The sequence below is a fragment of the Acinetobacter nematophilus genome (genome assembly GCF_026344175.1).
Classification (GTDB): Bacteria; Pseudomonadota; Gammaproteobacteria; order Pseudomonadales; family Moraxellaceae; genus Acinetobacter; species Acinetobacter nematophilus.
Genome location: NZ_JAPKMY010000002.1, coordinates 38,083 through 59,720, shown reverse-complemented (window position 1 = coordinate 59,720; position 21,638 = coordinate 38,083). Strand labels below are relative to the sequence as shown.

Genomic DNA, 21,638 nt, shown 5'->3' with positions numbered 1-21,638 from the left:
TTATCTTATTGCTTCTGCAACACAGGCATTGATTGTTTTTGTCACTGCATTGGAAACAATTGCTGCACGTGCCTGAGGATCCAATGCTACAGTTGCTAAATCTACGGCAGTGACACTTTGTGGAGCCTTCTCACTGACACATCCGCAAATTTGACTTTGAACATTACTCTTTTGTTCAGCAGTCATCACTCTGGTAGCTGTTTTCCAGGCAGGCAAATTTTCTAATTCTGTTGTACATTTCGCATTGATTGCAATTTTCATGGCAACTGTCCCCAACTGCTGTGTTGTAGATCCTGCTGCTGTGGGATCCATCGAATCTGTGGTCACACACCCCGTAAGAGCTAAAATAAAAGGAACAATAAAGGCTGCCGTTTTTTTCACAATTTTTCCAGTTTATCGAATAAAGATCGTATTTTGCCTAAACTTAGATTGAGATTAAACTAAAAAATCTTGTAATCTTCAAAACTATAAATAAATGGATAAATATTTCTCATTTTTTGCTTTAAGCGTTGCAAATTTAAAACAATCCGTTGAATTTTTAGCGCTGATTTTCTTGGATAAACACCCTATCATAAGCATCAAATTAAATTGGAATTTGTATTATGCAACAAAAATCACAATACTATACAAGGACGGCACAGTGGTTACATTGGGTCATGGCAATTATTTTTATTACAGCGTGGGTGATTGGTTTTTATAGTGGTAATTTTTTAAGCTATGATGTTGATGGTCCATTCAAAGGTGATGTCATCACTTTGCACAAGAATATTGCTTCGGTCATTATTTTCTTGGTCATTATTCGTATTTTCTGGCGTTATACCCATCCTGTACCAGAACTCCCAGCAACCATGTCTCCGTTGATGAAAACTTTGGCTCACTTGGGACATTTAGGGCTTTACTTCATGCTTTTAGCCTTGCCGATTACCGGCTGTTTATTTAGCTGGAGTGCAGGCCACCCTGTTCCTGTATTATATTTATTTGAGATTCCACGACTGGTACAAGACAACCCGGATTTAACAGCCATTGTGAAGCCATTACATATTTATATTTCATGGGCAGCCGGTTTATTGTTGGTCGGACATATTCTTGCAGCGCTAAAACACCATTTCATTGATAAAGATAATGTTCTAAAAAGTATGACGCGTCAGGGTTAAATATCTTGACAGCATGACTTGATCTTAAAAAATTTCCTATTAAAAGCATATCCAATTGATGTGCTTTTTTATCGACAATCTAAACCTCTCATCAATAGTTTAAAACTTGTTTTGCACAGCCTTTCAAGCTATTCATCACCGCTTTCTGAACTAAGCGATCTTTGGCTTCTTCACTCACAGTTGCCTTCAGCAATTCTGTAGTTGGAATATCATTTAAAGCATTGTCACTCACACAGCCACAGATTTTTTCCTGAGCATGATCTTGCTGGATACTTGACCATAAAAATCCTGAAGCTTGCCAAATTTTTGAAGATTTTAATTCATTGGCACATTGCAATTCTATCAAAGGCTTGAACATCTTTTGCGCCATGCTTTTATTGGAATCCGCACAAGCAACAGTGATGGGTAAAATCAACATCAATGCCGTTAAAAGTTTCAAATCATTTTCCTCATGAAAAAAAACAGTGCTCACACACTGTTTTTAATATGGACAGGATATACCTTGACTTAGCTTAATGCATCTATTTGATGATTCCAATTTTGCTTTTCTTCAGCAGAAATAAAAGCAGCATCAAATGAGTTTTTTGCCAATTGCTTTAATTCCTGATTCGATAAATCCAAAGCTTCTGCAATTGATATAAAGTTATCATTCATATAACCACCAAAATAAGATGGATCATCTGAATTCACAGTCACATGAACACCCTGCTCTAATAGACGTTGGATATTATGCTGCGCCATATCATTGACCACACATAACTTCAGATTACTGAGCGGGCAAACAGTCAAAGGCATTTTTTCAGCAATTAAACGTTGCATGAGCACAGGGTCTTCCTCAGAACGCACCCCATGATCGATACGATTGACCTTGAGTAAGTCCAAAGCTTCCCACACATACGCTGCTGGACCTTCTTCTCCTGCATGTGCTACAACCAAAAAGCCAGCTTCACGCGCTTTGGCAAAAACACGTTCAAATTTAGCAGGCGGATGCCCAACTTCACTTGAATCCAAACCCACAGCGATAATTTGATCTTTATATGGCAGTGCCTGCTGCAAGGTTTCAAATGCTGCATCTTCACTTAAATGACGCAAGAAGCACATAATCAGATGTGAACTAATTCCGAGTTTAATTTTTGCATCATCACATGCACGCTGTAGTCCATTGATCACCGTTGCAAATGCAACACCACGGTCGGTATGTGTCTGTGGATCAAAAAACATTTCGGTATGCACCACACGATCTTCTGCACACTTTTCAAAATACGCCCACGCCAAATCGTAGAAATCCTGTTCTTTAACCAGTACATTTGCGCCCGCATAATAAATATCAAGAAATGATTGTAGGTTATGAAAGTTATACGCCTGTTTCACTTCCTCTACTGATTTATAAGGAATATCAATCTGATTACGCTGAGCAATCGCAAACATGAGTTCCGGCTCAAACGTGCCTTCAATATGTACATGGAGTTCCGCCTTTGGCAAAGCACGGATGAGTTCTAACCTATTCACGTGGTATCCTCAAATTTCTTAAATTGAATCAAAAATATCCAAATACATTGGACTTAAATCTACATATTACAATAAAAAAGGGTGCAAACTTGAGTTTACACCCTCTCCACATTTCTGGATATTAACCACCAAATGCAACGAATTTAATTACCCAAAGTACAGCAATAATCCACACCATATAAGGAACAGTCTTGGCTTTACCTGTAAACAATTTAACCAATGCGTAACTGATGAATCCCATTGCAATACCATCTGCAATTGAATAAGCGAATGGCATAAATACGATGGTTAAAAATGCAGGAACAGCTTCAGTAATATCATCCCACTCAATATTGGTAATCCCCTGGATCATCAATACACCGACGAATAACAATGCTGGTGCTGTTGCAAAACCAGGAACAGATTGAGCAAGCGGTGCCAAGAATAAACATGCAAGGAACAATAGACCCACAACAACCGCTGTTAAACCTGTACGACCACCTGCGGCAACGCCTGCTGATGACTCAATATAAGGCGTTGTTGAAGAGGTACCTAAAGCTGCACCTGCAACAATTGCAGTTGAGTCAGCAAATAATGCTTTTTTCAAACGTGGCAATTTACCATCTTTCAATAAACCGGCACGATGTGAAACACCCACCAATGTCCCCGTTGAATCGAATAAATCAACCAAGAAAAATACAAAGATGACGCCCACCAAACTTGCTGTAAATAAATTTTCAAAATTCATTTGCATGAAAGTTGGTGCAATTGAGGGAATCGTGCCCACAACACCCTTAAATTCGTTTAAGCCGAGTGCTGTCGCAATTCCTGTCACTGCTAAAATGCTGATAATAATTGCACCACGAACTTTATAGTGATGCATAATGACGGTCAGGAAAAAACCCAATAAAGTCAATAAAACAGTTGGCTGTTTTAAATCACCTAAACCCACAAGCGTTGCTTGATTTGCAACAATAATCCCTGAGTTTTTCAATGCAACCAGTGCAAGGAATAAACCAATGCCACCCCCTATTGCAAATTTCAATGACATTGGAATGGCATTTACAATGGCTTCACGGATTTTAAACATACTGATTGCAATGAATACCAATCCAGAAACGAATACAGCAGCCAAAGCTGTTTGCCACTCAACCCCCATACCTAAGCAGACTGAATAGGTAAAATACGCATTCAACCCCATACCAGGTGCAAGTGCAATTGGATAGTTTGCCACCACCCCCATGACCAAACAACCAATTGCAGCCGCCAAACATGTTGCGACAAATACTGCACCATGGTCCATACCTGTTTCAGACAGGATCAATGGGTTAACAATGATGATATAACACATCGTTAAAAACGTTGTTAAACCTGCAAGTATTTCAGTTCTAAACGTAGTTTTGTTTTCGCTTAGTTTAAATAAGCGTTCGAGCAAACCCGCTGAAGGATTTGGATTCGTCATTGTTGAGCCCCTGTTATGTTTGAGCTATTCGTTGATAAAATCGAGCTGATTTAGAAAATGATACATGGCATCAATTTAGCCGTAGTTAAGCATTCAATAAACATACCAAAATGACATTTCCGATAAAAAAACTTGAATTAAAAAAGCTGCGAATGCGCAGCTTTAGTGTTCTAGAATGTTTAAACGGACTTGGTCGGTTACATTTTGCAAATTATATCATACTGTTTATGTAATTTTATCAAACTGAACATCCTATCCGTTCATTTCATCGGAACTGATAATTTTTAAGCACCTGTCTAGTTATCATCAAGATTAAATCGATGAATGATTACCTTTAAAGACACTTTGATTGTTAGGATTAGCTTCAACATTTTTAATGGTTAAATTTGCCTCTTTAATGATATTCAACATTTCTTGCTGTTTTCTTTGTTGTGAATCAACATAGGTAAAATAACCAAGAAGTATAATGCCAATAAAGACTGTCAAAGTTATAAGTTTTACCATGTTTTAATCAGGTCAAGTGATAAATTTGCGCAATTATACATGTATTTTGTGACCTGAGTAGCACTTTTGCGGCAAATAATGAATAAATATACATTGCAGTTATTCTCGCACTTGAATAGTGCATTTTTAGAGTCTAAAACAGTCAAATCACACTATTTAAGTAAGATTGATCATGCGATTAAAATAAATTCTTAGCAAAATAGAGAATACATATCCATCGCTCATCACATGCGTAAAGCAAATCAATGCTGGCTTAATTTACTTTGTTTGAGTCGAAGTAAGAAATGGCAAATCTCTCTTGAATACATCTATTTCAAGACGCCATTCACATCACTACATCTGAAATCATCATCTAGAATTCAGCAATAAAATACAAAATCCGTGAATTTATAACGAAAATATCACGATTGATTTAATTCTATAAATGAGCATTTTAAGTTAAAAATTATCTATTCGCTTTGATCAGTTAACAATATTATCTTGAATACTGCATGCGTAGTTTATACTTTTTAGCCTCCAATCTTACTACACTCAATTTAATTCAATTGTCCACCTAATGCAGCAATCAATTGAGCAGTATTATTTAACTGTCGTTGTTTTAACGTTAAATTTGCTTGTTCTGTTTGCAATCTCAAATTTTGTGCCGTAACCACCTCTAAATAGCTTACCAAACCTGCTTGATAACGGCGGGTAACCACTTGTTCATTTTCTCTTGCTAATTCAAATAAACGACTTTGTTCATTTTGCTGTTGCCTAAAACTGGCAGATTGTAGCAGTGCATCTTCAACTTCCTTCCATCCGTTTAAAACAGTCTGTTTATAAGCGGCGGTTTTTTCAGCATAACGAGCTTGAGCGAGGTCAATTTCAGCTTGGCGTTTACCACCATCAAAGATCATGGATGTCGCCTGTAATCCTGTTGACCATAAATACTGCGGTGCTTGGAATAATTGACTCAATGTTTGTGCATTGACAGAGCCATTGATACCAATGCTTATATCAGGCAACCAAGCTGTTTGCGCTAAACCAAGTTCAGCATGTGTGGCTGCGAGTTCTCGTTCAGCACGTATGACGTCTGGACGCTGAATTAATAAACGGCTGGGGATTTGTATGGGTAAAACAGGTGTTTGAAACGTTTGCTGTTGCTGAGGTAATTGAAATTGAGAAACTGCTTTCCCCTGTAGTATTGCTAAAATATTTTCCTGTAAATCACGATCACGTTGCATTTCAATCCGCTGAAGATCCACTTGTTTGCGCTGTGTTTCTGCCTGAATCACATCTGCTCGTGCAATCATTCCTGCCAGATATTGATTATTCAGAATCTGGACAGATCGTGAATAACTTTTTTGGGTTTGCTGTAATACCGCCAACTGTGCATCCAATATCCTGATATTCCAATAGGCCTGTGTTGCCAGTAATTGCTGATTGAGTTTTACAGCATCTAAGTCTGCTTGGGAAGCTGCCAGATTTGCATTTTGTCCTTCAATCGCTTTTGCAACTCTTCCCCATAGATCAGGAATCCAACTGGCTTGAATAGCCATAGACCATTGGTTTGTTGTAGAGCTTTGCTTTGTTCCTTGACGATTAACCCCACTGTTCACGGTTAAATTTGCTGAACCTTGCGCATATTGTTGATCAAGTAATGCGGCAGCTTGCAAATATCGAGCTTCTGCCTGTTTTAAATCTAAATTTTCAAGATTGAGCTGCTGCAACAATTGATTCAAAGTTGAATCCTGATATATCTCCCACCATGCATTTGGCTGTATTTTTAAATTCGCAGTTTCTTTCCAGTTTAAATTGGAATATTTGTAGTGCTGATCCGCTTGAATGATTGGCATTCGGTATTGAGGCGGATGCCATACTTTCGTTGATTGACATGCGGTCAGTAACAACATGCAGCTTAGGCTCATCACATTTTTTTTGATTACATTTTGCATTTTAGTGTTCCTAATGACCTGACTGAACTGCATGGCTACGTTTCAATCTTGCACAAAAATCTGCGCATTTTTCCAAAGCTAAATATAAAATAGGCGTGGTATATAAAGTGAATAGCTGCCCCAGTGCTAAACCACCCACAATCACAACACCTAAAGGTTGGCGTAACTCTGCCCCCTCTGCCCAACTCAATGCCAAAGGAATCGCACCAAACAGCGCGGCGGTATTGGTCATTAAAATCGGACGAAAACGTAAGGCTGCAGCTGACAGTACAGCTTGATGTGCTGATTTCCCTTTACGTCGCTCAAGCAAAGTAAAATCAATTAAAAGAATGGCATTCTTGACCACTATGCCAATCAACAAAAACATGCCTAAAAGCGCAATGAGGGTAAATTGAAAATTAAATATCCAAAGTGTCAGTAAAGCACCCAATGCCACAGCAGGTATGGTAGATAAGATTGTCAATGGATGAACCACACTCTCATAAGTGATGCCCAATAGAATATAAATTAATAGTATCACCAGAAAAATCAACCATGTCGTACCTAAACCACCTTGTAAACTTTCTGCTTCTACATCTTTGTCTGTGGTCATAAATATTTCATTAGGCAACATCACTTCAGGCAAAACAGATCGTATCGCAGCATCTGCCTGTTCATAACTGTAACCTTGTTTCACCACATAACCGATCCCCATCGCTGCGAACTGATTACGGCGATATACTCGATCATTGCTTATCCCATATGACCATGTTGCAAAATTACTCAATGGTACCGATGCACCCTGTTGATTCGGTATACGGACATTGGTCAAAGTCTCTGGATGCTCAGTAAAATGCTTATCGACTTCCATTACCACATGAAATTGTTGATTTTGATCATAAATGGTTGAAATTTGGCGCTGTGAAAATGAGTTGTTTAATACACTCGATATATTTTCAATCTCTACGCCCAAACGTCGTGCAGCTTCACGGTCTATATCCAATGTGACATGTTGAGCGCCTTCATCTCCCATGGTTTCAACTTCCTCAAGTTCAGGAAGTTTCTGCATGGCCTGCGCAACTTTGGGGACCCATTGGCGTAATAAGGCAACATTGTCAGATTGCAGGAGCAACATATAATCTTGCCCACTTCCACTTGAAAATGGATCATCCAGCTCTAACTCCTGCTTTACGCGTGCGGAGAAGATTGCTCCCGCTTGCCAAGGTGCATTTTGTTTCAGTCGCTCAACAATTTCATGTGAAGATTTTCCACCACGCTCGGCTTTAGGTTTTAAACTCACCATGAGAAATGAGTTCGTGGTTCCTCCTGCTCCCCCTGAAGTACCAATAACATCTTTTACGGCTGGGTCTTTTAGTACACTTTGACTGAAACTGGCAATTTTCGGCTGCATAATCTGAAAAGAGAACCCGTCATCACCACGTATGAAGGCATCTACACGACCTGTATCTTGCTCTGGCAAGACCCGTTTCGACAAATTCTGATAAAGATATGCGGATGCACCAATCGCCCCTATCCACAATAGAATTGCAATATAGGCATGTCCAATCATCCATTTTAAGGAGCGTAAATAGAGCTGAGTTAAATATTGCGTTGTACGATGGCTAAACTGGTACAAAGTTTGATGCTGATAACTTTTAAGGGGTTTAAGTGTCCGGGCAGATAAACTGGGGGTTAGAACCAAAGAAATCATCACAGATAAAATGACAATAAAGACTAACGTTAAAGAGAACTCTCTAAACAATCGTTCAATCACACCACCCATAAATAGTACGGAAATAAAAATCACCACCAAAGCTAAATTCATTGCCACCAAGGTCGCACCAACTTCGCTTATACCTTTGATCGCGGCTTGAACAGGCTGCTCACCTAGTTCAATATGACGCTCAATATTTTCCAAGACGACAATGGCATCGTCCACAACCAGTCCGATTGCCACAATCACAGCCATGATCGACAAATTATTCAGTGAAAAACCTGCGAGATAAATCAAGCTGCATGCGCCAATCAAAGTCACCACCAAGGCAATACTGGGTACAATGGCACTTTGTAAACGTCCCAACATCAATGCGACGACGATGATCACCAAAAACATGGAAAATAATAAAGTATCACGTGCTTCATCAAGACTGGCTCGGATAATCTCTGATCCATCCATCACTGTGATGAGCCGAGCGTCCGCAGCAATCAAGGCATTTAATTCAGGTATCTTTTCTTTTATTTTTTCTATGGTCGCAACTGTATTGGCATTGGGTTGACGGCTGATTTTAATGATCACTGCAGGTTGACCATTATGAAAACCACTAACATACCGATTTTCAACGGAGTCTTGTACCTCTGCAACGTCTTTTAAATGAACCAAAGTCTGCGCATTTCGATAAACCACCAAATCAGCAAAATCTTGTGCGGTTTTTAAATCATTTGAAAGTGCGACTTGCCATCGTAATTTTTCAGTCTCAATGACTCCCAAAGCCTGTGTCCGATTTGCCTGAACAATCGCTTCACGAACTTGCTCCAAAGAAATCCCTTGAGCAATCAAAGCATTCGGGTGAAGTGTCACTCTCACCGCAGGCATAGAAGCACCATCAATGGTAACTTCACCGACACCACTGACTTGAGCAAGATTCGGCTGCAACTGATTCGCAGCAATCTCATAGAGTTTTCCAGCAGATAAATGCTTTGAACTCAATGCCAAATAAAGAATCGGACTTTGACTTGGATTAATTTTAAAATATTCTGGTGGGCTTGGCATACCTGAAGGAAGCTGCGACATTGCAGCATTAATCGCTGCTTGTACTTCTCGAGCAGCTTCATTAATGTCAGTTTCCAAAGCAAAATGTAAAACCACTTGGCTTGAACCTTGACTGCTCGAAGAGTTAATGGCTTTAACCCCAGATACTCCCATCATGGCTCGTTCCAAAGGTGTTGCCACTGTTGCGGACATACTTTCTGGACTTGCTCCAGGTAAACTGGCTCGCACAACGATCGTTGGGATATCAGCTTGTGGTAATGCTGCTACTGGCAAACGGAAATAAGCCAATATGCCCAACAATACAATTGCTATACCCAATAACATGCTGGCAACAGGTCGATGAATAAAGTTTGAGAGCACCTTCAAGATTCTCTCCTGACTTCATTTGCCATCATTGCCGAAGACTCAGATTTCGATAAGGATTGTTGCAGTCGATCAAAGAATAAATAAACCACAGGTGTTGTAAATAAAGTGAGTAACTGACTGACAATCAAGCCACCGACCATCACAATGCCGAGTGGTTGACGTAATTCTGCACCAGCGCCCGAAGCCAATATGAGCGGGATTGCTCCAACCAATGCTGCAAGCGTGGTCATTAAAATCGGACGAAAGCGCATTAGTGCTGCTTGATAAATCGCCTGCTGCGGTGTCAAACCATCATTCCTCTGCGCAGCTAAAGCAAAATCGACCATCATGATGCCATTCTTCTTGACCAGACCAATTAATAAAATGATGCCAATCAATGCAATCATATCCAACGGTCGCTGTACCAAAAACAAAGCCACTAAAGCCCCAATCGCAGCAGAGGGTAATGTTGAAAGAATGGTAATGGGATGAATAAAACTTTCATATAAAATTCCCAAAACAATATACATCGTGACAATTGCGGCGATAACCAACCAAAATGTATGTTGTTGGGCATTTTCAAATGCTGCTGCTGCACCCTGTAATTTCAACTTCACATCGATAGGCAAATTGAGCTGTCGCTCTACTTCATGGATGGTTTTAATTGCATCTCCCAATGCGACACCTGAAGCAAGATTAAAAGACACACCATTGGCAGGAAATTGTGCTTGTTGTTGTAAAATAATCGGTACTCTTTTTTGAACGATCGTAGCAACAGTACTGAGTAATATGGGGTCACCATTACGATTATGAATATAAGTTTGCCCTAAATGATCCAGACCTTGTGTCAAATCAGGATTGAGCTCCAAGACAATACGATACTGGTTTGACTGGGTATACAGTGTTGCAATCTGACGTTGGGCAAATAGATTCTGTAAGGCCAAACTAATATCTTCAACGCTTAAACCTAAACGAGATGCAGCATCTCGATTGACCTCAATAAATGCCTGCAAACCTTGTCCACTGCCCGCACTGGTTACATCTGCAAATTCAGGCCGTTGTGCCAATGCATCTACCAATAGAGGCGTCCATTTTTCTAAGTCTGAGGCTTGTGTTGCACTTAAGCTGAGTTGATATTGAGTCCGACTGATTTTGTCTTCAATACTCAACTCCTGTACAGGTTGCATCCATCCCTGAATCCCACCAATTTGGCTCATTTTTTCACGTAATCGGGACATGACCTGATCAGCATCATCACGCTCAGCATGTGACTTTAGATTGATTAAAATACGCCCATTACTGAGTTTCGGGTTATTGGCATCCACCCCAATAAATGAAGATAAACTTTCAACCGCAGGATCTTTGAGAATTTGACTGGCAAGTTTTTGCTGACGTTCACTCATGGCTTGGAATGAAATATCATCTGGTGCTTCAGTCACGACTTGAATCACCCCACTGTCCTGCACTGGGAAAAATCCTTTGGGAATTGCCCAATATAAGAATCCTGCCAACAATATCGTACTTACCATCACGACTAAGGTTAGCGTTTGATGTCGAAAGACCCAATTCAATCCTTTGGCATAATAATCAATAACTTGATCTAAACCCCAAGTTTTTTTTGAGGTTGAATGTTGCGTATTTTTGAGTAAATAGGCACACATCATCGGTGTCAAGGTTAAAGACACCACCAAAGAAATTGCAATGGCTGCTGCCAAAGTGACTGCAAATTCATGGAATAAGCGCCCAACGACATCCCCCATAAACAGCAATGGAATCAGCACTGCGATCAATGAAACTGTCAAAGATATAAGAGTAAAGCCAATTTCTCGAGCACCTTTCAATGCCGCTTGTAATAGACTTTCACCGGACTCTCGGTGTCGTGCAATATTTTCCAGCATTACAATCGCATCGTCGACCACAAAACCAGTCGCAATCGTCAGTGCCATTAAGGTCAGATTATTAACAGAGAAACCTAGAAAATACATCACCACGAAAGTACCAATAATTGAAAGTGGTACAGCTATACTTGGAATAATGGTTGCAGATAAATTCTTTAAAAACAGAAAAGTCACCATGACCACAAGACAAACAGCAAAAACCAATTCTTTTTGTACATCTCGAATAGAGCTTCGAATACTTTCCGTACGATCTGTTAAAACCCGAATTTTAACGTTTTCAGGTAAATTCTTTTGTAATTCAGGCAATATCTGTTTGATTTGATCCGCAACCTGAATCACGTTGGCATTGGGTTGGCGTTGAACATTCACCAAAATCGCTGACTGGCTGTCTGCCCAAGCTGCCATATAACGATCTTCACTACCTTCTATGACTTTCGCCACATCTTTTAAACGTATCGGTGCGCCGTTATTCCAACGTAAAATTAAATTTTCATAATCGTGAATTGAGCGAATCTGATCATTGGCATCCAACATTGTGGTGCGATAAGGACCATCAAAACTACCTTTGGGTTGATTGGCATTGGCTGACTGAATAGCAGTCCGTACTTGTTCTGCACTCATTTTATAAGAAGCAAGCGCTGCAGGATTCATTTGTATTCGTATTGCTGGCCTTTGCCCACCTGCAAGACTGACCATTCCCACACCAGTCAGTTGTGAAAGTTTCTGAGCAACACGTGTATCAACCATGTCATAGACTGTTGTTAAAGGTAAAGTATCCGAACTAATGGCCAGAGTAATCACAGGCACATCGGCAGGATTGACCTTGCGATACACAGGCGGTGTGGGCAGATCACTGGGTAACTTATTACTGGCTGTACTGAGTGCGGACTGCACTTCTTGTTCAACTACACCCAATTCCGCACTGAGTTCAAACTGTAAAGTAATTACCGACGCACCAACAGAACTGCTGGATGACATCTGTTTCAACCCTGCAATTTTCCCCATTTCACGTTCAAGCGGTGCGGTAATGGTTCTTTGCACCGTATCGGGGTTTGCACCGGGTTGAAAGGTATATACCTGAATAATCGGATAATCGACTTGTGGTAAAGCAGACACAGGAAGTAAGCGCCAAATCAAGAAACCACTCAATAACATGGCCAACATTAACAGCGTGGTAGCAACTGGACGTAAAATAAAGAATCGTGAAATATTCATGATTTATCTCTGAGTTGCGTCCACGTTTGAAAATTGTTGGCGCTGTTCCGAAACAACTTGAACTTCCTTTCCTTCAGATAGTCGATCAATCCCTTCTAAAACCACCTGCTCTTTTGCTGTTAAGCCCTCTTTCACTTCAATTTGACCGTTTGAAGCCATCCCCAGCTTTAACATACGAATTTCGGCTTTATTTTGTGGATTAATGACATACACATAGGTTCCTTTAGCCCCATGTTGCACAGCATCATTTGGAATCGTGATGGCATTCTGAATTGTGTGAGTATTCAAACGCACATTGACAAATTGATTTGGAAATAAAGCATCATCTTGATTGTTAAACACTGCTTTTAACTTTAATGTCCCCGTGCTGACATCAATCTGATTATCCAGTGATTGCACATGACCAGTTGCTAATTTATTTTGTTCACTTTTGTCCCATGCACTGACTTCGATGCGTTGCCCTTCTTTCAAGGTATCACGCAGACCCATCAAGTAATTTTCAGCAACTGCAAATTGCACATAAATGGGGTGAACTTGAGTGATTGTGACCAAACCTGTGGCTTCATTGGCCTGAATTAAGTTACCCGCATCTTTTTGCCTAAAGCCTACTCGTCCTGCAATCGGTGAATAAATCCGTGTATAAGATAGTTGTAATTTGGCAGCATCAACTTGGGCTTTGTTTGATTGTATTTGCCCTTTGAGCTGATTCACCAATGCTTGTTGTTGTTCAACTTGCTGTTTTGCAATCGAGTCTTGCTTAAACAGTAATTGATAACGTTTTAACTCTGTTTCTGCATTTTGCAATTGCGCTAAATTTTGCTGCTGAGTGCCCTGCGCCTGTGCCAATGCAACTTGAAACGGTGCAGGATCCAATTGTACAAGTAGCTCGCCTCTTTTTACCCATTGACCTTCTTTAAAATAAATTTGCTGCAGCACGCCAGAAACTTGACTTTGAACATTGACTGTATGTGCAGGAATTACCGTTCCTATGGCTTTAATTTCAAGTTGTAGATTTTGTTGTTGCACAGGTACAGTTCTTACAGGAACAGGTTTGCTCCACTGACTGTATTCCTCTGCAGGTTGAGTCATCGATTTTTTCCAATAAAAACCTGCGAGCGCCAAGCCAATGAGAATGATTAATCCAATTAAATATTTAAACTTATGCGGAAGTGAACTCTTTTGGGGGCTTATATTGACTATTGGATTACTCATAAAAACTCTTATTCAGACAGTCGCAGAATTCGCGATATTTACAAAGATCAAACCGAATAAAGTGACAATTCACTAAAAATCAATGCTCATTCCATCCATTCACTTGATGAAACTTGATTTAAATCAGTTCAATACTACATGTTGCTTTTTGTAATGCTTATTATTGCATTTAATAATCATTATCACTATCATTATTTTCACTAGTTATATCCACCCAACAAACTTTGTTCTATTCGCTGATTCAACAGGCAACTTCAATGAATTTGAATGTAGAAAAACAGCAATGGTTAAACCATATTTATCAAGACCATCAAAATAGTTTGGTTTTATGGTTTAAGCATAAGCTCCGTAATCACCACGCTTCAGAAGACTTAAGCCAAGAAGTTTTTTATCGTGCATTAAAAAGCAACTATCGTTTTGAAGAAATCAAAGAACCCAAAGCATGGCTATTGGGCATAGCCAAACATGTCATCATTGATCATTGGCGGCATCAACACATTGAACGCGCCTATTTAGAGACACTCCCCTCCATCCCTCAAGATGATTATCCTTCGACTGAACATCAAATCTGCATGCGCGAAACTTTGATTCAGGTCCAACAAACCCTTGAAAAACTTCCCAATCGGGTTGCACAGGTTTTTTTATTATCTCAGCTAGAAGGAATGACCTATCGTGCAATTGGTCAACAACTCAATATTTCGCAAGCCACAGTAAAAAGAGACATGAAGCAGGCATTTAGCGCTTGTTCTAAAACCTATGACAATACCTTGAATTAGAAATATCGCGACCCGATTAAAATTTTCTCGATTAAATAAAACTGGTTAACAACAAAACAAACATTTGATTTATATAAAATAATAAACAAAATAAACTTTCTATCTTTATTCCACATTTATCTAAAGACAAAAAAATTAGAAAAATTTGAGCTTTTTTTTCACATAAAACGACTAATAGATAAATATGACTCAGATGAGAATCAAATGAAGGAACATCAAGCTAAACACGCCCTGTCCGTGGCAATTCGAACTGTACTTTGGGGTGGATCTATTTTGGTCAATGGATCACTATTTGCAGCGTCAGACAGTACTGAGAATCTGCAGAAAAATTCTGAACAACTTCCTACTATTACAGTCACTGCCGCTAACAGTGACACATTAACAACTGAAGAAACAGGTCTGTATACGGCGAAAGCAACAACTGCATCCACAGGATTAGCCCTAAGCTTAAAAGAAACACCTCAATTGGTGAGTGTGATTACTCGCCAACAAATGGAAGATCAAAATCTCACCCAGTTAACAGATGTGGTCACTCAAGCTGCAGGTTTAACCATCAATCAAGGCGGTAATATCGGCTCCGATAACACACCAATTTATGCTCGTGGTCAAAGCGTAGACAATTATTTACTGGATGGTGTGAAACTCCTGAACTCTTATTCAAGTATCTTTCAAAGCCAAGATACTGCGCTTTTTGACCGTATCGAAATTGTACGTGGTGCCAATGGTTTAATGACAGGCGCAGGTTCAGCAAGTGCCAGTATCAATATGGTTAGAAAAAAACCATTACAGAATTTTAAGGCTTCTGTGAGTGCAAGTGCTGGCTCATGGGACACATATCGTACCGATATTGATGTTTCATCACCACTAAATCAATCAGGAAGTATTCGTGGTCGTGCTGTATTGGCTTACCAAGATGGTGACTCTTATATCGATCGTTATGCACAAGAACGCAAAGTTGCATATGGTGTACTTGAAGCTGATCTGACTGATCGAACCAAAGCAAGTTTCGGTATCAGCCATCAACAAATTGATATTACAGGTATCGCACGTGGAGGCTTACCTTCATACTATAAAGATGGATCACTGATCAATTGGTCACGTTCTGATTCGGCAGCGGCTGACTGGGCTTATTCAGACCGTACAACAACAGGTTATTTTGCAGATATTGAACATAAATTTAATGACAACTGGAAACTGAAAGGAACGCTTTCTCGAACTAAAACATCTTCTGATGAGGTTGTCGGCTATGCTTTTAGCTCAGGAATCGATAAACAAACGGGTGCTGGTGCTTTAATTTATGCGACACGCTGGGATTATCAACCTACACAGAATCTATTCAATTTAACCTTAAATGGTTCATTTGATCTGTTTAACCAAACTCATGATGTGGTGGTGGGTACAACCTATACTAAAAGTGACAATCAACGCCCAACATATTCAGGTTGGAATAATGGAATGTCTTGGGATGGCAATCTAGACAATATTTTTACCTGGGATGGGCATAATCCTAATCGCCCAGAGACAATGACTGATGGCTGGTACAGTGGTGATGACAGTAGTCGCTCCATATTTGGTGCTGTTCGATTAAAACCTTCAGACAAAGCTGCGATTATCTTGGGGACACGTATTGAAGATTGGAAGCGTGTGACTAAAAATCATGACAATGCCACAAACACGACCGAAACAACATCACGTAAAGAAACCGGTGAAGTGATTCCTTATATTGGGCTGACTTATGATCTGACTGAGCAATGGACCACTTATGCCAGTTATACCAGTATCTTTTCTCCACAAGACAGAAAAACAGTGTCTGGTGACTATTTAGATCCACTTATTGGGAATAGCACTGAGCTTGGAATCAAAGGAGAGTTCTTCGACAATCAATTCAATATTGGTGCTGCTGTTTATCAAACCAAAGAAGACAATAAAGCCATTGCTGTCGATGGCGTTTTTGCGCCAGATGGCTCGCAAGCTTATCGCGCTGAATCAGGTACAGAAAGTAGAGGTTTTGAACTAGAAGCAACTGGAAAACTGACAGAGTTATGGCAAGTTTCAGGAAGTTTCACTCGTAATCTATCAAAGGATAATAAAGACAACGCCATAAATACCAATATCCCCAATAATACGGCAAAAATCTTTACCACTTACACCCTGCCTTATTTTGATAAAGCACTGACAGTGGGTGGCAGTCTACGTTGGCAAAGTGATATTTATTCAGATGTGACTCGCCCTGTAAATACACGCTTTACTCAAGACAGTTACACACTCGTTGATTTGATGGCACGTTATAAAATCAATGAAAAGTTGCTGGTCAATCTCAATGTGAATAATCTATTGAATGAAAAATATCATTTAGCGACAACCAATAGTTATTATGGTGCACCAACAAACTTTAATGTAGGTGTTCGCTACAGTTGGTAATTCTGTTTTTAAATTTATGATTAAACCCATGCCTAAATAAATTCAATCTAGTGATGTGTTTAAGCTTTAAAATAAAACTATAAAGTGGTCATGATGACCACTTTATGCTTATAAAATAACAGTCCTTTTAGTCAGTACTAAATTTGACTACCAGAAAAGCAATGAGTTTAATTTGCTCTAAACTAGACATCTGTCTGACTACTTTTGAAAAGGCCATTTTAATTGCGCCAGATATTCATTTGGAATTGGGCTACGTACACCTACTTGATCTGGTTTAATCTTTTGCTTTTCATAATAGAAGCTTCCAAAAATAATATCCCAGAAGATAAATACTTCACCAAAATTTTTCCTGCCATACCCATGTTTATGATGAATACGATGCACTTCAGCAACTGCAAAAATATATTTTAAAGCCCCAACTCGATAGTCCACATTGGCATGTTGAAAAAACAAGTGTACTGCCATAAACATCATCCAACAGCCAATCAATATACTTGGAACACCCAAAAGTGAGAGAATAATGAGGCTTGGCCCTGCCAGTATCAATGCACTCAGCGGGTGCCTTTTTTCAGCATTCAACCAATACAGCCGACTAGAATGGTGGTGAATTGCGTGTAATTTCCAAAGAAATTTATAACGATGACTAAAACGATGCATCAGCCATAATCCAAAGTCGATCACCAAAGCCACAAGCATGAGTTGCCAAAACCACGACCATTGACCTGGCCAGATCCGTGGAAAAAATCTAAATATGTCTAAAAGCTCAATTATTTTGGACACAGAGACAATCAAAATTAAATTAAAAATGGCATGTAAAACATCGGTCAATGCATCTTGATGTGCCTCTAACCAGTTCGGTTGATAAGGGGAATAATATTCAGCTAAAGCGATTATCAGTCCACTCAACACAATAAATAAGATCGAACTTGGCCAATATGCAAACTGTCCAGACAAGATCAAAACCATAACCCACACAGTCAAAGCCATCCAAACTGGGTAAAATAAATATCTGAATGACATCTTTAACAAGTTATTCAATTCATCACTCCTTTCCACATAAAATGTCATTTGAGTATGCGGATTGGAAGCAACGAAGAATTGAATGAAACAGCTAGATTTCATTTAAAGTTTGGGATTTGAAGGCTGCCACATCGGAATTTGTTCGATCGATGGAATGAATTTTAACAGTGAAGGCTGAATACCAAACATCTGCTTGCATGTTCGACTAAAGTGAGCTTGATCAGAAAAATGGGAGTGATGGGATATTTCCGTTAAGTTGGTTTGAGAATCAATCGATTGAAAGGTTTTTAATAGCCTTAACCATTTGCGATAGCTTCGATAAGAAATACCAAAGTTTTCACTGAACCAATGACTAAAACGACTTTCTGAGAGATTGAATTGCTCAGCAATTTGTTTCAGCGTTAAATCTTGCTGTTCGCTCAACTGTAGATAGTTTGAAAGTTGTTGTTCTCTTATCGTGGGTTGTTTGAAATTACCCCCTCTACAGTAATTTAAGAGCTTTTGAAAAGCATTGAAGTGATGATGTTGTTCGATAAAAGACTCTCGAAGCATTGCAACTAAATCTTCAGACAAAGGTGTCATAGATGAGTTGGGTCGTAGGAATTGATGAATAGCATCAGCAAGAAAATGTGTTTGATCAATATAAATAGAACAATAGATTCCCGGCTGTAAATAGTGCAAGGTGTTTGCCGCAATATATACACCACTGCTGAACAAACAGTGTTCCCCATCACTGACCTGAATGTATTGCCCTACATTTTTTGCAAAACTTAATTGATGTGCATGATGACAGTGTAAATCATTGTCGCCAACATTACCTTCAAAATACCCAATACCATAGCCAATTGAGATTTTTCCCAGCCAGTATTTAGAAGATATATCGCTTTTCTTCACCCAGTTTTTCGCCTTATTAAATCGATCATTTAAATATATTCCATATGATTATAAGTATTTATTCTCCGCTTATAAGCACCGGTTTAAAAAACCACCCGAAGGTGGTTTTATCTATGTATTGCTAGACAGACTGCACTAAACTCAATGTATAGACTAGAATTTATAAGTTGCACCCACAAATATCTTTTGGCGTTCAACCAAATAAGTATCTGAACCATTCGAAAGTTTCTTATCTAATAAGTTAGTCAAACCACCACGAAGCGTCAATTTATCATTTACTCTATAGTTACTGGCTAAGTTTACAATCGTATGCGGTTTTTGCATTGTTGGCGTCGCAGCTTTATCACTTAAATATTGCTTGCCTAAATATTGTGCAGACAATTCCACATTGAGCGGATCTGATGCTTGCCAATTCAATGCTGAATTTATTGTTAGTTTCGACGTATTGATTAAAGTTGCACCCGTATCTTCATTCTTCGCTTTTAAGAAATAGGTTGCATTATTATTCCATTTTAAATTATCAAGAACTGGAAAATTTGCAACCATTTCGATGCCACGTGTTACAGCACTTTGTATATTTTCATTACGCGTAAACCAAGTACCATTTTCATAACCTAATGGTAAATAAGTAATTTTATTTTTAAAATCTGTATGGAAGAATGTCAATCCTAAGTCTGTTCCAAAGCCAGTGTAGTTCACACCAATCTCATAGTTTGTACTTTCTTCTGGTTTAAGATTTGGATTACCAGTCATAAAGCAACTACCACCTGTATAAACATGTGGATTATTCTCTTTATCATACCAAGTTTTACCTCTTAAACCATTACATCCATTACCACCAGATTCAGTCGCAGCGCCTGGAGATGACTCTTTTACCGTGGGTGCTCGAAAACCTTTTGCTACCCCACCTTTAATGACAAGATCATCTATCGGACTATAAACTAAATATCCTCGCGGACTATGGTGAGTTCCATATTTGTCATCATGATCTAAACGATTACCGACAGTGAAGGTCAAATTCTCTAAGAGTGAAATATTATCTTCAAAGAATAATGCCCAACTCTTATTATCAACTTTTGGATCCGTATAGCTTTTGCCATCCCAACTCCCACCAGGCAATGTTCCTATGGTATCTGAATTGGTTAATTCCTGTCGTTTCCACTGACCGCCAACTGTTAAAGCTTGCTTAAACACCGCTTCAAATGGCATGGTTAAACTGCCTTCAACAATCATTTCATTTGATTTAGTGGTCATTTCACCTACACTCGAGTCATAATCATTGTAATAAGCATTTAATTTAGATTTACCAATTGCCCAGTCACCTTCATGTGAAATACTGAATGTATTGTGTTCTAATTCTGAAGCACCCCAACTTGTAGCTTGTTCTGCACCCGTCGTTTGATTAATTTGTGAACCTTTCTCATTCTTTTGAATACTATGTCCTGCTTCAAAACTAAATGACTGTTTATCTGTTGGTTGATAGTGCAACATTGCATTATAGTTTTGATCCTTAGAACCTGTTGTACCATCACCGGCTTTATACTTTTTATCTGCTTCTCGTTCAGTCATTCCTGCGGTTAATCGTAAACCCAGTGTATCTGTTAATGGGCCTGCAGCCATTACACCTGTTTGTAAAGTCGTACCTAAATTAGAAGACGTTGTAGGTTGAGTATAATTTAACGTGACATTACCACCCCAAATACTTGGGATTTTTTTGGTGATGATATTAATGACTCCACCCATAGCATCTGAACCATATAATGAAGACATTGGCCCACGTACAACTTCAATTCTTTCAATCATATCTGGTGTAATCCAGTTTAGATCTTGACGCCCCAAATCTGGCCGATAACTTACATCACGCGAAGAACCAATGCGCTTGCCGTCTACAAGAATCAATGTGTAATTATCTGGTAAACCACGTAGTTTAATTTTAGACCCTTCTTTACTAGGGCTAATTCCACCTGTAACCCCTGGTACTTTACTTAGCAGTTCTCCAAGACTACCCACTGGTTGCTTTTCTATATCTTCACTGGTAATCACACTAATACTGGCTGGTGCCTCTTTCACGTCTACAGCCTGACTGCTTGCTGTAACGACTATTGTTTTAAGCTTGGAAGAGTCTTCTGAAGTCTCGTTTGCATATGTTGAAATTGACATTGCTGAGAGTATGGAGAGAGATAATACTTGAAGTGTTAATTGTTTATTCATGTTAATACGCAACTTAAATTACGGAGAAATTGTGGAAGAATTGTTGCACATTGTATTTTACCAATCAGTCAAATGCAATTAATAATGAAAGTAATTATCATTTATATTTATAAAAATCACCTTTTTTGCTTTAAAAATTATTCAGATAATTTTTTGATTTCTAAATTTGAGCTTAGAAAATTAAAGGTTTTTAAGCTTTTAGGTAGTAGTAAACCAATAGCTTCCATTCCAGCACATTGGGTACAATTTCTAAGCTGCCTACTCGGCAGTGAACAACAGAAAAAATTTTTAATACGTGCAGGACTTTTTTCTAAGCTGCCTATGTGGCACTGAACTCATTAACAGATGCTCAAAA

General features: G+C 39.1%; 16 protein-coding genes. 4 read left to right on the top strand and 12 right to left on the bottom strand.

All coding sequences use genetic code 11. The features are described 5' to 3' along the window. Positions 1-381 (bottom strand): hypothetical protein, encoded by a 381-nt coding sequence (locus OSH00_RS03985; protein WP_266129349.1) that lies wholly within the window; start codon positions 379-381, stop codon positions 1-3. Positions 382-602: 221 nt separating this feature from the next. Here OSH00_RS03985 and OSH00_RS03980 point away from each other — a divergent pair, with 221 nt between their 5' ends. Then, positions 603-1,154 (top strand): cytochrome b, encoded by a 552-nt coding sequence (locus tag OSH00_RS03980; RefSeq protein ID WP_005029516.1) that lies wholly within the window; start codon positions 603-605, stop codon positions 1,152-1,154. Between the two features lie 91 nt (positions 1,155-1,245). On the opposite strand, the gene OSH00_RS03975 is transcribed toward OSH00_RS03980, so the two are convergent. The 8 genes from OSH00_RS03975 to OSH00_RS03940 form a co-directional block, all read right to left on the bottom strand. Continuing rightward, on the bottom strand, positions 1,246-1,593 hold the full coding sequence (locus OSH00_RS03975; protein ID WP_266129348.1) for a hypothetical protein: 348 nt from the start codon (positions 1,591-1,593) through the stop codon (positions 1,246-1,248). Positions 1,594-1,661: 68 nt separating this feature from the next. Then, positions 1,662-2,663, bottom strand: coding sequence for an adenosine deaminase (locus OSH00_RS03970; protein WP_266129347.1), 1,002 nt, complete (start codon positions 2,661-2,663; stop codon positions 1,662-1,664). Positions 2,664-2,784: 121 nt separating this feature from the next. Then, positions 2,785-4,104, bottom strand: a complete 1,320-nt coding sequence (locus tag OSH00_RS03965; protein ID WP_266129346.1) for an NCS2 family permease — start codon at positions 4,102-4,104, stop codon at positions 2,785-2,787. A 312-nt stretch (positions 4,105-4,416) separates the two neighbouring features. After that, positions 4,417-4,608 (bottom strand): hypothetical protein, encoded by a 192-nt coding sequence (locus OSH00_RS03960; protein ID WP_266129345.1) that lies wholly within the window; start codon positions 4,606-4,608, stop codon positions 4,417-4,419. Positions 4,609-5,144: 536 nt separating this feature from the next. After that, entirely contained in the window at positions 5,145-6,542 is a 1,398-nt protein-coding gene (locus OSH00_RS03955; protein ID WP_266129344.1) for an efflux transporter outer membrane subunit, read from the bottom strand. Positions 6,543-6,552: 10 nt separating this feature from the next. Continuing rightward, positions 6,553-9,657, bottom strand: coding sequence for an efflux RND transporter permease subunit (locus OSH00_RS03950; protein ID WP_266129343.1), 3,105 nt, complete (start codon positions 9,655-9,657; stop codon positions 6,553-6,555). Next, positions 9,654-12,749 (bottom strand): multidrug efflux RND transporter permease subunit, encoded by a 3,096-nt coding sequence (locus OSH00_RS03945; protein ID WP_266129342.1) that lies wholly within the window; start codon positions 12,747-12,749, stop codon positions 9,654-9,656. Before OSH00_RS03945 ends, OSH00_RS03950 begins: the two co-directional genes overlap by 4 nt. Positions 12,750-12,752: 3 nt before the next feature. Next, the gene (locus OSH00_RS03940; protein WP_266129341.1) at positions 12,753-13,961 is read right to left on the bottom strand and encodes an efflux RND transporter periplasmic adaptor subunit; all 1,209 of its coding nucleotides are present in this window, start codon (positions 13,959-13,961) and stop codon (positions 12,753-12,755) included. A gap of 257 nt (positions 13,962-14,218) precedes the next feature. Here OSH00_RS03940 and OSH00_RS03935 point away from each other — a divergent pair, with 257 nt between their 5' ends. After that, complete coding sequence (locus OSH00_RS03935) at positions 14,219-14,737, top strand: sigma-70 family RNA polymerase sigma factor (protein ID WP_266129340.1); 519 nt, start codon at positions 14,219-14,221, stop codon at positions 14,735-14,737. A gap of 204 nt (positions 14,738-14,941) precedes the next feature. After that, a complete protein-coding gene (locus OSH00_RS03930) occupies positions 14,942-17,158 on the top strand; it encodes a TonB-dependent siderophore receptor (protein WP_266129339.1) in 2,217 nt (738 codons plus the stop codon). Positions 17,159-17,356: 198 nt separating this feature from the next. On the opposite strand, the gene OSH00_RS03925 is transcribed toward OSH00_RS03930, so the two are convergent. From OSH00_RS03925 to OSH00_RS03915, 3 genes are all read right to left on the bottom strand, one after another. Then, positions 17,357-18,196 carry a sterol desaturase family protein gene (locus tag OSH00_RS03925; RefSeq protein ID WP_338150149.1) on the bottom strand — a complete coding sequence of 280 codons (840 nt, stop codon included), beginning with the start codon at positions 18,194-18,196 and terminating at the stop codon, positions 17,357-17,359. Between the two features lie 84 nt (positions 18,197-18,280). Then, complete coding sequence (locus OSH00_RS03920) at positions 18,281-19,072, bottom strand: helix-turn-helix domain-containing protein (protein WP_266129337.1); 792 nt, start codon at positions 19,070-19,072, stop codon at positions 18,281-18,283. Between the two features lie 153 nt (positions 19,073-19,225). Then, positions 19,226-21,283: a TonB-dependent receptor domain-containing protein gene (locus OSH00_RS03915; protein WP_266129336.1), complete on the bottom strand. Its 2,058-nt coding sequence runs from the start codon at positions 21,281-21,283 to the stop codon at positions 19,226-19,228. An 84-nt stretch (positions 21,284-21,367) separates the two neighbouring features. Here OSH00_RS03915 and OSH00_RS03910 point away from each other — a divergent pair, with 84 nt between their 5' ends. Next, complete coding sequence (locus tag OSH00_RS03910; RefSeq protein ID WP_266129335.1) at positions 21,368-21,616, top strand: hypothetical protein; 249 nt, start codon at positions 21,368-21,370, stop codon at positions 21,614-21,616. Positions 21,617-21,638 lie beyond the last annotated feature (22 nt).